This is a genomic window from Shinella sp. SUS2 (assembly GCF_001262505.1).
In the GTDB taxonomy this organism is placed as follows: Bacteria; Pseudomonadota; Alphaproteobacteria; order Rhizobiales; family Rhizobiaceae; genus Shinella.
Map to the genome: position 1 here is coordinate 324,029 of NZ_KQ410724.1, position 12,886 is coordinate 336,914.

Genomic DNA, 12,886 nt, shown 5'->3' on the forward strand with positions numbered 1-12,886 from the left:
CACGGGAGACGGAGTGTCTTGGTCAACCTCGTCCTCTACAGCGACCAGACCGCGGGCGAGGGCGCGGAGATCGATGCCTGTCTCCTGGGCGTCCTTCGTGAGCGGCGCGGCGATGCCCGGATCGGTTACGTTGCGTCGGGCCCGGATCCGGAGCGTACGTTTTTTCAGGCGGGCAGGGCCTATTACGCGCGGCTCGGCCTTGATCTCTGTCTCTATCACGACCTGGACCTCACCCGGGATGCCATGGACGTCGCCCGGCTCTTCGCCTGCGATGCCATTCACCTTTCCGGCGGGCATACCGGCGATTTCCTGATGCGGCTGAAGCGCAGTGCGCTGCTCGCGCCCCTGCGGGACTGGGCACGAGGCGGCGGTGTCCTGATCGGTGTCAGCGCGGGCGCCATCCTCATGGCGCCGACGATCGCGACCGACGCGCTCTTCCTTGGGGAACGGCCGGAAGATGTGGAGGGCGAAGCCCTCGATCTGATGCCGTTGGAATTTTTCCCGCATCTCGATGACGACGCGGCCTATTTCCCCGCGCTCCTTCGCTACAGCAGGCACACGCGGCGCCCCATTCTTGCCTGCAATGATGGGGACGGCGCGGTCGTGCATGAGGGCAGGGTCGCCTGTTTCGGCAAGGCCATCTGGATCGCCGATGGCGCGGTCACCGAGGCCCGCGGCACGGTTTCCCTGGAGGAAATCGCAGCACGCAGCGCTTAGGCGGCGGCGTGGGATATTCTGCCGGTGATGTTCGTCGCCTGGCATGTCTCAAGACGGCAGCGGTGAAGAGGGGCCTTTCAGCCTGCGTGGCCGTCGATTTCCCGTTCGTGCGCTGCGATTTGCGCGAAGGAGACGGAGCCTTGGGTGTCGCCTGGCGCCCGCCCCGCCAGGACGTAGCCCGAGCCTGCCTTTGTCAGCATCAGCATGTCGTCGGCAATCGAGATCCGGAAAATCGGGTGGGGAATGCCGTCGGCCATCGCAGCGGGCTGGATCGCGCAATGGGTTGCGGCGGGCCGGGCGCGGCGGAGCAGGAGGTCGGCCGCTGCGGCGACAGGTTCGTGTCTGACGAAGGCCGTGATGGCGTCGACGTCCGTCCGCTCCGCGATGCCGATCAGGGAGACGGCCGTCCAGGTCACGTCCCGTCCGCCGAGCTGCAAGGCGTAGAGGCGGACACCGCCGCCGGCGCAGGCTGCGCCACGCAGTCCGAAGCTCGTCTGGACGAGCCGAACCTCTTCGCGGCGGCCGCCGATGTCGATCACCTCTGTGGTTCCCGGATCAATCAGGGTCTCGTCCGCCGCATCGGCCGCGAGCCCCAAAGCGAGGAGCAGAGGGTCGGAAAGAGATTGCCGGAAGGCTTCGATGCGGGCTTTCGACAGCCGGAGCGCACGCCGGGGATTGGAAACGGCACCTTGTTCCCAGGCCGCTTCGAAACCGGCAGGATCGAGATAGCGGATGTCGGGCCATGCCTTGATCCAGGCAGCCGCCTGGTCCGTGGCCGGCCTGAGGCGTTCTGCCTCCTCGAAACGCTTGTCCAGCGCATCGAGCGCGCCGTCCCGGCCGCCGGAAAAGCCGGTCTGTGCATCCGCCTGGTCTGGGTTGGCGGCAATCCAGAGGCCGAGCTCACCCAGCAGTGCGGCATGGTCGGGCGCGCCCATGGCGGACAGCCCTGCCATGCCGTTGGCAAGAATGGCCTGCCTTCGTGTCCCGCAGTTGTGAACGAACTGGCTGTGTCCGCCGTTCAGCACCTGCGCGATGTAGAAATCGGCGTGGTAGAGCTGGATCAGCCGGTGCGGCACCTCGTCGGCACGGTAAAGGCCTGCCGAAAAGAGGTGGTTGACGAAATCGACGACGGTCGCAACGAGCTCGGACGCGTTGCCGGGACTATCCTTGGCAAGTGCATGAGGGATCGGGACGACAGGGGCCGGCTGGGGTGGCGTCACGCGTTTTCCGAAGGTCATTCAGACACCTTTGAAGAGGAGAGGCAGCGAGGGGCGTCATGTCATGGACGGCGCCCGCGTCGAGACATTCGCCGGCAGGCGGTATCGATGGCCTGCTGCAAGGCAGGCCACAGCTGCCTGTCAGTTCACGACGGTGATCGATGCCTTCTTCTTTTTCTTCGATGTCTTGCCGCTCTGTACCGCTCCTGCATCGGCCTTCTGCACCTTGCGCGTCACGGTGATGAAGTCCGTTCCGTCGCCGGTTTCCGGGCCGAGCCCGGTGTCGGAGATGGAGAGGGAGGCGCCTTCGCCCATCAGGCCGGAAATGCGCAGGCGCATGTCCTCCGGAATATCGAGCCGGTCGAGGGTTTTTGCCAGCACCTCGGGGGCAGTGGCATCGGCTTCGGTGGTGATGCCGAGGCGCTTCATCGTCGCCTGCGAAAGCTGGTTGTCCATGCTGACGCCGTACCATTCCGCCTTGCCCTTGTCGGCATCGACCTCGCGGGCCAGCAGGAAATGCGTGCCAAGGGCGATTTCGGGGTTGCGGATGGTGATCGGCATTTCGAGGACGGGCTTGAATTTCTGCCGGACGAGGATCTGTCCATTCGGCGGCGCCCCCTTGCCGGCCTTGGCGTAGACGGCGGCGACAAACTCCGGAGAGATCATACCGTCTTCCTTCAGCCCTTCCGCGAGCTGGAAGGCGCGGATGGCGGTAACGGTCTGCTTGCCGTGCAGGCCATCCGGCACGCCGGCGTCATAGCCGAGCGTCGTCAGCAGCGTCTGCAGATCCATCAACATCTCGCGCTCGCCGCGGCGGGTGATCAGGATGCGGATCGGGTCCTGCTCTGTTCTTTGTACGATGGGCGTGATGACCTCCGGCTTCGGATCGGTCATCGCCACCTCGACGCTCTTCTCGCCGGCTTCGATGAGCGCGGGGCGAAGGCCGGCCTCGGAGAGCAGCGGCGTATCCGGAACGACGACGACAGGTTTGAACAGCGCGGCATGCACGATGCGCTGCGGCGTGATCTCGCGGTCGGTGACGAGGACATGACCGCCGCGGCGCGTCGTGCTGAACAGCAGTTTCGCAAAATCGTTCGGCAGGCGCACGCAGCCGTGCGAGGCGGGGTAGGAGGGCACGCTGTTGGAGGCGTGCAACGCGATGCCCGACCAGGTCAGCCGCTGCATGAAAGGCATCGGCGCGCTGTCATAGAGGTTCGAGAAATGTGTGCGCTTCTTTTCGAGGATCGAGAAGATGCCGGTCGGCGTGGAATGTCCCGCCTTGCCGGTGGAAACGCGCGATGTGGCGACCACCACGCCGCCGTCATAGACCTTCAACTCCTGCAGGTCCTTCGACACCATGATCTGGAGCGGACCTTCGAGCGTGCCGCCGAGCGCGGTGGCGCAGCTCAGCATCAGGCCCACTATGCTCATGCCGGTAACGAGGCGAAACTTCATGTGACCCATCCGTACGCAATACAAACCGGCAGGAAGCGTAGTGCATCCGATTTAAGGAAGGCTTGATGCACGCAGACGATCCCCCGATCTGTGCCATCCCGATGCAGTCAAGAACGCTGGCTTGCCGGGATTTATTCGGTGGGTCCGTCGATTTTTCCGGCGGTCTTGAATGTCAATTTTTCGTGAAACCGGCTGGGGCCGTTCTTGCCGAACGTGTAGCCGGTCTCCACGCTCGCCTTGCCGAACTTGTCGCGCAGGGTGTTCATCGCGGCCTCGGCGGCGGCGCGGCGGCTGGCGGCGGGATCGACGAGATCGGGCGGGTCGGCGCGGCCGGGATCGGCAAGATCGCTGACGCCGATGCCGATCAGCCGGTACTTCGTGCCGTCCACCTCCTTGCGCAGAAGCTCGGTGCCGGTGCGAAAGATGCGATCGGCAAGCATGGTGGGGTCTTCCAGCTTGCGGTTGCGCGTGCGGCCTTTGAAATCGGCCGTCTTCAGCTTCAGGACGACGGTGTGGCCGGCGATGCCCGACTTGCGCAGGCGCGTGGCGACCTTCTCGCTGAGACGGCGCAGGTGCGCCACCAGTTCGTCATAGCTTGAAATGTCGTCGAAGAAGGTGGTTTCGGCCGATACGCTCTTGGCCGGATCGTTCGCATGCACCTCCCGGTCGTCCTGCCCGCGGGAGAGGTTGAAGAGCCGTTTGCCCATGACGCCGTAGCGGCGCATCAGGTCGGTTTCCTCCATGGTCTGCAGCTGGCCGACAGTGCGGATGCCGTCGCGCTCCAGCGTCTCGGCAAAGGCCTTGCCGACGCCCCAGATGAGGCGCACCGGCTTCTCGCGCAGGAAGTCGAGCGCCTCGGCTTCGCCGATGACGGAAAAACCACGCGGCTTGTTGAGGTCCGAAGCCACCTTGGCGAGGAACTTGCAATAGGAAAGGCCGATCGAGATGGTGATGCCGACTTCGTTTTCGACGCGTTGGGCGAATCGGGCGAGCACCCGGGCGGGTGGATCGTGGTGCAGGCGTTCGGTGCCCTTCAGCTCCAGAAAGGCCTCGTCGATGGAAAGCGGCTGAACGAGCGGCGTCAGGTCCTGCATCATCGCGCGCACCTGCCGGCCGACGGCGACGTATTTCTCCATGTTCGGACTGATGACGACGGCGTTGGGACAGGCCTCCAGCGCCTTGAACATCGGCATGGCCGAACGCACGCCGTGGATCCGTGCGACATAGCAGGCGGTGGAGACGACGCCGCGTTTGCCACCGCCGATAATGACCGGCTTGTCCGCAAGGTCAGGATTGTCGCGCTTCTCGATCGCCGCATAAAAGGCGTCGCAGTCGATATGGGCGAGCGTCAGGCCATAGAGTTCGGCATGATAGACGAGGCGGGGGCTGCCGCATGCGCGGCAACGGCGCAGGTTCACAGGCTGCCCGGCAAGGCAGTCGCGGCAGAAGCCCGGAAAACGCGATTCGGCTGTGCTCATCATGCGGAACAAATATTGAACATCGCGACATTACCGCTTAAATTCACGAGTCTCAAGCGCTGCGGGAGGTGAAGGCATGACGACGCACAGGCAAGCGCGTGGAGACCCCCGCTTATCGCCCACTCAGAAATCGTCGCTGCCGTGCGGCCCGCTGAGGACGGCGTGGGCGTGCACCACCGCCTCCGGCGTGACACCTGTCGCGGTGCTGAAAGAAAGGAGCGTCGGTTCGTGCTCCATCAGGAAAGCAACGAGGCCGGCGAGAAAGCCGGGATCGTCGATGGCATTGCGCACATCCGAAGGTGAGACGCCGGTAAGCGAGAGGAAACGCGAGAGCAGTTCGGGTTCTCCGGCCAGCCAGCCGAGGACGGCGACGGCGGTTGCCTCGGCATCGGCAACCGCGGGTGTATCTTTTTGGCTTTTCATCGTTTTTCCTCGGGAAATTTACCTTTTAATCAACCAAGTCGCGCTAACGTCGATGCGGACAAGCTGGGTGATTTCGGCTTTGCCGCAACTTATCGATCCACCGGAAGGTTGCAAGGCCGGCAAGAGGAACAGGGACGCACGATGCCCAAGCAGGTGATGATTGTCGAGGACAACGAGCTCAACATGAAGCTCTTCCGGGATCTCATCGAGGCGTCCGGCTATACGACCATCCAGACCCGGAATGGTATGGAAGCCCTTGATCTTGCCCGCAAACACCGCCCGGACCTGATCCTGATGGATATCCAGCTTCCCGAGGTCTCCGGCCTCGAAGTCACCAAGTGGCTGAAGGAAGACGACGAGCTGCATGTCATCCCGGTGATTGCCGTCACAGCCTTCGCGATGAAGGGCGACGAGGAGCGAATCCGCCAGGGCGGCTGCGAGGCCTATGTCTCCAAGCCGATCTCCGTTCCGAAATTCATCGAAACCATCAAAACCTATCTCGGCGACGCATGAGTCGGAGGTCAGGGCCATGACAGCGCGCATTCTCGTCGTCGACGACATTCCGGCAAACGTAAAGCTGCTCGAGGCGCGGCTGCTCGCGGAGTATTTCGACGTGCTGACGGCCGAGAATGGCTATGATGCGCTTGCCATGTGCGAACGCACGCAGGTGGATCTCATCCTGCTCGACATCATGATGCCCGGCATCGATGGTTTCGAGGTCTGCGAACGGTTGAAGGCCAATCCGCGCACGGCCCATATCCCTGTTGTCATGGTGACGGCGCTCGACCAGCCCTCCGACCGCGTGCGCGGCCTCAAGGCCGGCGCCGACGATTTTCTCACCAAGCCGGTCAACGACCTGCAACTCATGTCACGGGTGAAGAGCCTCGTGCGGCTGAAGACGTTGACGGACGAGCTGCGCATGCGCGCGGCCACCGCCCGCGCCATTTCCCTGGAGGAGGGGCTGGACAGCAATCTCGGCGACGAGCCGGGCGATATCCTCCTCGTCGATGGCCGCGCCAGCTCCCAGGAGCGCATCACCCGCGCGCTGAAGCCGATCGCCGAGGTCACCTCGATGTCCGATCCGCAGGCTGCACTCTTCCAGGCGGCCGAAAGCAATTTCGAGCTGGTGATCGTCAACGCCAATTTCGAGGACTACGATCCGCTGCGCCTGTGCTCGCAGCTCCGCTCGCTGGAACGCACCCGCTTTCTGCCGATCCTGCTGATCGCGGAGCAGGGTGACGACGACATGGTGGTGCGCGCACTTGATCTCGGCGTCACGGACTATCTGATGCGGCCGATCGACCCGAACGAGCTGATCGCCCGCAGCCTCACCCAGATCCGCCGCAAGCGCTGCAACGACCGCCTGCGCGCCAGCGTGCGCCAGACGATCGAATTGGCCGTCACGGACGGCCTGACGGGTCTGCACAACCGTCGCTATCTCGACAACCACATGAAGCTGCTGATCGACCGCGCGACGGCGCGGGGCCGGCCTCTGTCGGTCTGCATCACGGATATCGACCGCTTCAAGCTGGTCAACGACACCTATGGCCATGATGCCGGCGATGCGGTGCTGCGCGAATTCGCCAGCCGCGTGCGCTCGGCCGTGCGCGGCGCCGACCTTGCCTGCCGTTACGGCGGGGAGGAGTTCGTTCTGGTGATGCCGGATACCTCTGCCGACATGGCGGCAGGTGTCGCGGAGCGCCTCCGCACGATCGTCGAACGGGAACCGTTCCGCGTGCCCGGCACGGACGTCTTCCTGTCCATCACCGCTTCGCTCGGCCTTGCCAGTGCGCTGTCGGCCGGAGACAGTCCGGAAGCCCTGTTGAAGCGCGCCGATACCGCGCTTTATGAGGCGAAGCGCTCCGGCCGAAACCGGGTCGTGGCTGCCGCAGCGTGAGGCGGCCGATTCGCCGCGAGGTTGTCCACAGGCGAATTCATATTTCGGGCATTTGACTTGGAAATCCGCAGGTTGCACGGTTCGTGCCGGTTGCTGACCGTACGTGAACCGTGTCGCCCCCGGAATCCGGTCACGTGGTGAAAATTGGCTATAAGTCGTACTATTCGACTTTGGTGAAGCCTATCAATGGGTTGTATCGTGTATCGCCTTCCCGTACGTCAACCGGGTATTTTGCCATGGTTGCACATTTCTCTTGCTATGGTTGAAATTGATGTTGCCAACCATTGTTGCGATCCATGACGGAACCGCTGCTCAATGGCACACGTCTCCTCGGCGCGGTTAACTATGAGACAAGGCTCCGGCGGGGGAGCGTTAAGAATTCGTTGATTTTTTTTCTTTTTCGCGCGATGCTCAACTCATGCGCGGCAAACGAGGCCGCACAACCGGTTACCCCATGATGCTAGGTCCGCCGCATCTCCTGGGTCGTGGGGTCGGTCGGTCAGCTACGACAAATACGGAATCCTCGTGCCGTCGTCGTGTCTGACCGACCCCCATTCAACGCCGCTCCCTCAGGGGAGCGGCGTTTTTGATTCGGGGCAGGAGACACGAAGGCTGCCGACAAAAAGAAAAGGCGCCGGACGTTTCCGTCCAGCGCCTTTGCGAACCGAAGCGGCTCCCAAGATTACTTGATCTTGGTTTCCTTGAATTCGACGTGCTTCTTGACGACCGGGTCGTACTTCGTCTTGGTCATCTTGTCCGTCATCGTACGGCTGTTCTTCGTGGTCACGTAGAAGAAACCGGTGTCGGCCGTCGACAGCAGCTTGATCTTGATGGTGGTAGCCTTGGCCATGGTCGTCCTGCCTTTATCAAAAACGAAGCCGCGGACAGCCAGTCTGCTCTACGGCTTAAATCTGGGCGGAAACTACAAATCGCGCCCGAAAAGTCAACCCCGTTTCGGCCGGAAAACCATCCGGGCGAGAGAAAGTACGAGGTAAAACCCGAAGAAGCCGACGATCGCCCAGGCAAAACCGTCATTGCCGGAAACATCCATCGCCGCGCCGATGGCCTGCGGACCGACGACGGTGCCGACGGCATAACAGAAGATGAAGGCGGCATTGGCCGCCGCGAGGTCCGCGCCGACGAGGCGCGAGCCGAGGTGGCTGAGGCCGACCGTGTAGAGGCCGGCGACGCAGCCGCCCCACAGGAACAGCACGGTCGCCATCAGCACCCAGCTGTGCGAGATGAGGGGCAGGCAGAGCGCGCCGACGAGGCCGATGACCGCCATGATCGTCAGGAGGCGCCTGCGGTCCTTCATGCGGTCGGAAAGCATGCCGAGCGGGATCTGGAACGCCATGTTGCCGATACCCATCACGGTCAGCAGCAGGGCGGCCTGCGGCTCGCTGAAGCCGGCCCGCGTCGCGTAGATGGGGAAGAGCGAAAGGCCGCCGACCTCCACCGCGCCGAAGATGAAGACCGCCGCTGTCGCCGTCGGTACGAGAAGGATGTAGCGCATGAAATGCAGCTCGGGCTTCTCGTCGATATCAGGGCTTTCGCCGCGGGCGATGAAAATGGGAACGGCGGCCAGAAGGATGATGGCGGCACCCACCGCGAAGGGCAGCACGCCGTCGCTGCCCAGAAGTGAGAAGAGCAGGGGACCGGCGGCGAAGCCGAGCGACAGCACCGTGGCATAGATGCCCAGCACGAGACCGCGCCGGCGGGGCGGGGCAGCGGCGTTGATCCAGAATTCGGAGAGGATGAAGAGCGTGGTGATCGCGCCGTGGAAGACCAGGCGAAGCGGGAACCACAGCCAGAAATTCTGGATGTAGTAGAAGCCGAGGCCGCTGATCGCCGCCAGAATGATGGCGGCGATCATGATCGTCGAGGTGCCCCAGGCATGCGCAAGGCGCGTGGTGAAGGGGGCGGCAGCCATGGCGGCGACGCCGGCCATGGCAGAGTTGATGCCGATCATGGTGGGGGAAATGCCGCGCTTCTCCATGATGATGGAGAGCAGCGGAAGACCGAGGCCGATGGCGATGCCGACGGCGGAAATGGCGGCGACGGCTGCAAAGAGAGACCGCCAGTGGATGCTCTCCACCGGGCCCGAGGTGCCGGATTGCGGCTGCGTCATATGCGATAGATCCTCAAAGAAGGTCCCGAAGGAAGCGCCCGCGCTGGGTGTGATACAGCGGCACGGTTCTTCCGAAGGGCAGAGACTTGTCTTCCTGAAGGCTTTTTTGAAGCTCTTCAAGGATCAATACGGTTATGTCGGGCATCTCGATGCCGCCGCGGTCAAAAATATTCACCCAGCGCAGGTCTTCCAGCTCATGGCTCGCCGTTGCGCCGGCGGGGTCGATGCCCGCCTCGTCGGTAAAGAGCGCGAAGAAGCGCGTATCGAACCGCCGGACCATGCCGGCCGGCGTGATGGCGCGGGCAAGGAAACGCAGGTTGGAAAGGTCGGGGCGGAAGGGCAGGGCGTTTTGTGAGGCAGCCTCGATCGACGTGCCGACGGAAATACCGGCCTCTTCGTAGAGTTCCCGCAACGCGGCAACGCCCAGCGCTCGCAGGCGCGAATCGGAGCAGCGGGTGCCGCTGCGCAGCGCCAGCCGTTCGCAGGCCAGCGGGTTCAATGGATGGGAGACGGGAACGAGGCGGTCCGTCGCATCGCGCCGGCCACCGGGAAAGACATAGACATCCGGCATGAAGACATGCTTGCTGCTGCGCCGGCCGACGAGCACCCGCATGCGCTCGCCCGACCGGTCGAGAAGCAGGATCGAGGCTGCATCGACGGGTCGGACGGGTGTCATGCCGTCCGGTCGCCGTAGGCGGACGCCGTGTCCACTTCCCTCTCTTCCGGCTTGTCGCCGAAGCCGTGCATCTTCAGCGCCCATTGCAGGCCGATGGCGCCGCCCTTGATGGGCTGCAGCAGAAGGAGCGACAGGATGAGCGTGATCGGGGTCCAGATGGCGAGGTGCTGCCAGGTGGTGAGCGGCCAGACGAGGTCCGTCGCCATGTAGCCGCCGACCACGATATGACCGACGATGGTGATGACGAGATAGGGCGGCAGGTCGTCGGCACGCTGGTGCGTGTAGTCCTCGCCGCAGGCGGCACAGTTTTCCACGGGCTTGACGAAGGACTTGAACAGGCGGCCTGAACCGCAGGCGGGGCAGCGGTTCAGCATGCCTCGCTTGATGGCACGGCCGAGCGGGCGCTCCACCGGCCGGGCGGCCGGGCTGTCGCCGAAATGCTGCGTGTTGCCGCTGGTTTCGTTCGCCTGCATGTCCTGTCCTTCCCGCCGGCACTTCGCGCCGGCCATTTCTCTTCGCGCCGGGGGCGGCGCGATACCGCTCAGCGTCTGCCGCGGGGCGGGCGCGTACCCGGCTGGTGCCGCGGCGCGCTGCCCTTGCGCCGGCCCGACTTGTGGAAGGAGCGCACCGCCGTCGGCATCTTGCGTCCCTCGCTGATCATGTCGAACCGGAGCGAACCGGCAAGCGGCACCGCTTCCGCGAGTTTGACGCGCACCTCGTCGCCGAGTCGATAGCCGAGCCCGGTTTTTTCGCCGGACAGGGCCTGATGCGCCTCGTCGTAGATGAAGTAGTCGCGTCCGAGCATAGATATAGGCACGAAACCATCGGCACCATATGCCGGCAGGGTGACAAAAAGTCCCGCCTTGGTGACGCCCGAAACACGCCCGTCGAATTCCTCGCCGATGCGCCCGGCCAGGTGATGGGCGATCAACCGGTCGACCGTGTCGCGCTCGGCCGCCATGGCGCGCCGCTCGAAGGTCGAGATCTCGGCCGCGATATCGTCGAGCACCGCTTCCTCGTCCGGCGTGATGCCGCCCTCGCCAAGGCCGAGCGAGCCCACCAGCGCCCGGTGCACGATGAGGTCCGCATAGCGGCGGATCGGTGAGGTGAAATGGGCATATTTCATCAGGTTGAGGCCGAAGTGGCCGATGTTTTCGGGGCTGTAGATCGCCTGGCTCTGCGAGCGCAGCACCATCTCGCTCACCATCTGCTCGAACGGCTTGTCCTTGGCCTTCGCCAGGATGCCGTTGAAATGGTTGGAGCGCATGTTGCCGCCCTTCACCAGGGATATGTCGAGCGTCTGCAGGAACTCGCGCAGCACCTCCTGCTTGGCGAGCGAAGGCGCGTCGTGCACGCGGTAGATCAGGACCTGCTTCTTCTTTTCCAGCGTCTCTGCGGCCGCGACGTTGGCCTGGATCATCATCTCCTCGATGAGCTTGTGGGCATCGAGCCGCGGCGGCACGACGACGCGGTCGACCGTGCCGTCCTCCTTCAGGAGGATCTTGCGTTCGGGCATGTCGAGTTCGAGCGGCTGGCGGCGGTTCCGGCCGACCGTCATGATGCGGTAGGCTTCCCAGAGCGGCTTCAGGATCGTCTCGAGGATCGGGCCGGTCTTGTCGTCGGGCGCGCCGTCGATGGCGGCCTGCGCCTGCTGGTAGGAGAGCTTTGCCGCGCTCTTCATCATGATGCGGTGGAAGGTGTGGCCCGCCTTGCGGCCCTCATGCGAGAAGACCATGCGCACGGCGAGCGCCGGGCGGTCGACGCCTTCCTTCAGCGAGCAGAGGTCGTTGGAGATGCGCTCCGGCAGCATGGGCACGACGCGATCCGGGAAATAGACCGAGTTACCGCGTTTCAGCGCCTCGCGGTCGAGCGCCGATTTCGGCCGCACATAGTAGCTCACATCGGCGATAGCGACGGTGACGATCACGCCGCCGGGATTGTCGGGCGACGGGTCGGGCTCTGCGAAGACAGCGTCGTCATGGTCCTTGGCGTCGGCCGGGTCGATGGTGATGAGCGGCAGGCTGCGCCAGTCCTCGCGGTGCGCCATGGTGGCGGGGCCGGCGGCCTCCGCCTCGCGGATGACGGCATCGGGGAAGATGTAGGGAATGCCATGCGCATGGATGGCGATCATGGAGATCGCCTTTTCCGAGGCGACGGAGCCGACCACGCCCTTGATCTGCGCGCGTGGCAGGCCGTAGCGGCCCATGCGCACGACGTCGATCTCGACGAGGTCACCGTCCTTGGCGCCCGCCGTGAAGTCCGCGTCGACCTCCATCTCCTCGCCGCGCCGGTCGATCGGCATGATGCGTCCGCCGCCGCCTGCCATGGAGCGGAACACGCCCATGCCGGAATTCTTCTTCTTGTCGAGCACCTTGATGATGCGCGCCGTATAGGCCGGGCCGCCGCGCTCCTTCGCCGGGAAGATCTTGGCCAGCACCCGGTCGCCGAGCCCGGCAACGGGCGCCTTGTCCTTGCGCGCACCGCCCGACTGACGGATCAGGACGGCGGGCGCGACGCCGGCATCGTCGAGCCATTCCGCCGGGCGGCCGATCAGTTCGCCATCGACGTCCCGCGTGGTGATGTCGAGCACGGTGACCGGAGGAAGGGCGCCGGGCCGCACCAGCGACTTGCGGCGCTTTTCCAGAAACCCGTCTTCCTCGAAGGATTTCAGCAGCGCCTTCAGCTCGACGCGCGCCTCGCCCTTCAAGCCGAAGGCCTTGGCGATCTCGCGCTTCGAGGCCTGTTCCGGGTGGTCGGCGATGAAGCGCAGCAGCACGTCGCGCGGCGGGATGGCACCATGGATAATCGGGGTATCGTCTGCCGGCGGCAGGTCATGGCCCGCGCGGCCCGGCCGCATGGATCGTCCTGCCCGGCCGCGTGGTTCTCTCGTCATGC

12 protein-coding genes are annotated in these 12,886 nt (G+C 64.3%); 3 read left to right on the forward strand and 9 right to left on the reverse strand.

The genetic code is table 11. The annotated features are described in order from the left end of the window. The first annotated feature begins 18 nt into the window (after positions 1–18). Positions 19–717, forward strand: a complete 699-nt coding sequence (locus AKG11_RS04225; RefSeq protein WP_050743050.1) for a Type 1 glutamine amidotransferase-like domain-containing protein — start codon at positions 19–21, stop codon at positions 715–717. A 77-nt stretch (positions 718–794) separates the two neighbouring features. On the opposite strand, the gene AKG11_RS04230 is transcribed toward AKG11_RS04225, so the two are convergent. The 4 genes from AKG11_RS04230 to AKG11_RS04245 form a co-directional block, all read right to left on the reverse strand. Continuing rightward, positions 795–1,955 carry a DMP19 family protein gene (locus AKG11_RS04230; protein WP_050743051.1) on the reverse strand — a complete coding sequence of 387 codons (1,161 nt, stop codon included), beginning with the start codon at positions 1,953–1,955 and terminating at the stop codon, positions 795–797. A 120-nt stretch (positions 1,956–2,075) separates the two neighbouring features. Continuing rightward, a complete protein-coding gene (locus AKG11_RS04235) occupies positions 2,076–3,389 on the reverse strand; it encodes a L,D-transpeptidase family protein (RefSeq protein WP_082342329.1) in 1,314 nt (437 codons plus the stop codon). Positions 3,390–3,520: 131 nt separating this feature from the next. Then, on the reverse strand, positions 3,521–4,867 hold the full coding sequence (locus AKG11_RS04240) for a DNA polymerase IV (protein WP_082342338.1): 1,347 nt from the start codon (positions 4,865–4,867) through the stop codon (positions 3,521–3,523). Positions 4,868–4,990: 123 nt separating this feature from the next. Beyond that, the gene (locus AKG11_RS04245; protein WP_050743052.1) at positions 4,991–5,290 is read right to left on the reverse strand and encodes a DUF3572 domain-containing protein; all 300 of its coding nucleotides are present in this window, start codon (positions 5,288–5,290) and stop codon (positions 4,991–4,993) included. A gap of 141 nt (positions 5,291–5,431) precedes the next feature. Here AKG11_RS04245 and AKG11_RS04250 point away from each other — a divergent pair, with 141 nt between their 5' ends. Together AKG11_RS04250 and AKG11_RS04255 are read left to right on the forward strand one after the other, a co-directional pair. Next, on the forward strand, positions 5,432–5,803 hold the full coding sequence (locus AKG11_RS04250) for a response regulator (protein ID WP_003547430.1): 372 nt from the start codon (positions 5,432–5,434) through the stop codon (positions 5,801–5,803). Between the two features lie 16 nt (positions 5,804–5,819). Continuing rightward, positions 5,820–7,187, forward strand: coding sequence for a PleD family two-component system response regulator (locus AKG11_RS04255; RefSeq protein WP_050743053.1), 1,368 nt, complete (start codon positions 5,820–5,822; stop codon positions 7,185–7,187). Between the two features lie 682 nt (positions 7,188–7,869). On the opposite strand, the gene rpmG is transcribed toward AKG11_RS04255, so the two are convergent. The 5 genes from rpmG to rnr all read right to left on the reverse strand — a co-directional run bounded on the left by rpmG (position 7,870) and on the right by rnr (position 12,884). Continuing rightward, positions 7,870–8,037, reverse strand: coding sequence for a 50S ribosomal protein L33 (gene rpmG, locus AKG11_RS04260; protein WP_023512792.1), 168 nt, complete (start codon positions 8,035–8,037; stop codon positions 7,870–7,872). A gap of 93 nt (positions 8,038–8,130) precedes the next feature. Further along, positions 8,131–9,315, reverse strand: a complete 1,185-nt coding sequence (locus AKG11_RS04265) for an MFS transporter (RefSeq protein WP_023512791.1) — start codon at positions 9,313–9,315, stop codon at positions 8,131–8,133. Positions 9,316–9,328: 13 nt separating this feature from the next. Continuing rightward, positions 9,329–9,991: an NUDIX hydrolase gene (locus AKG11_RS04270; protein ID WP_023512790.1), complete on the reverse strand. Its 663-nt coding sequence runs from the start codon at positions 9,989–9,991 to the stop codon at positions 9,329–9,331. Beyond that, positions 9,988–10,464, reverse strand: a complete 477-nt coding sequence (locus AKG11_RS04275; RefSeq protein ID WP_023512789.1) for a DUF983 domain-containing protein — start codon at positions 10,462–10,464, stop codon at positions 9,988–9,990. The genes AKG11_RS04270 and AKG11_RS04275 overlap by 4 nt, the downstream gene beginning before the upstream one ends. A gap of 68 nt (positions 10,465–10,532) precedes the next feature. Beyond that, on the reverse strand, positions 10,533–12,884 hold the full coding sequence (gene rnr / locus AKG11_RS04280) for a ribonuclease R (protein ID WP_037408008.1): 2,352 nt from the start codon (positions 12,882–12,884) through the stop codon (positions 10,533–10,535). Between the last annotated feature and the right edge of the window lie 2 nt (positions 12,885–12,886).

Coding starts and splice junctions, on each gene's coding strand:
- AKG11_RS04270 (WP_023512790.1), bottom strand. CDS start 9,991: ATGACACCCGTCCGACCCGTCGATGCAGCCTCGATCCTGCTTCTCGAC.
- rpmG (WP_023512792.1), bottom strand. CDS start 8,037: ATGGCCAAGGCTACCACCATCAAGATCAAGCTGCTGTCGACGGCCGAC.
- AKG11_RS04265 (WP_023512791.1), bottom strand. CDS start 9,315: ATGACGCAGCCGCAATCCGGCACCTCGGGCCCGGTGGAGAGCATCCAC.
- AKG11_RS04255 (WP_050743053.1), top strand. CDS start 5,820: ATGACAGCGCGCATTCTCGTCGTCGACGACATTCCGGCAAACGTAAAG.
- AKG11_RS04230 (WP_050743051.1), bottom strand. CDS start 1,955: ATGACCTTCGGAAAACGCGTGACGCCACCCCAGCCGGCCCCTGTCGTC.
- AKG11_RS04250 (WP_003547430.1), top strand. CDS start 5,432: ATGCCCAAGCAGGTGATGATTGTCGAGGACAACGAGCTCAACATGAAG.
- AKG11_RS04245 (WP_050743052.1), bottom strand. CDS start 5,290: ATGAAAAGCCAAAAAGATACACCCGCGGTTGCCGATGCCGAGGCAACC.
- AKG11_RS04240 (WP_082342338.1), bottom strand. CDS start 4,867: ATGAGCACAGCCGAATCGCGTTTTCCGGGCTTCTGCCGCGACTGCCTT.
- AKG11_RS04235 (WP_082342329.1), bottom strand. CDS start 3,389: ATGAAGTTTCGCCTCGTTACCGGCATGAGCATAGTGGGCCTGATGCTG.
- AKG11_RS04275 (WP_023512789.1), bottom strand. CDS start 10,464: ATGCAGGCGAACGAAACCAGCGGCAACACGCAGCATTTCGGCGACAGC.
- rnr (WP_037408008.1), bottom strand. CDS start 12,884: ATGACGAGAGAACCACGCGGCCGGGCAGGACGATCCATGCGGCCGGGC.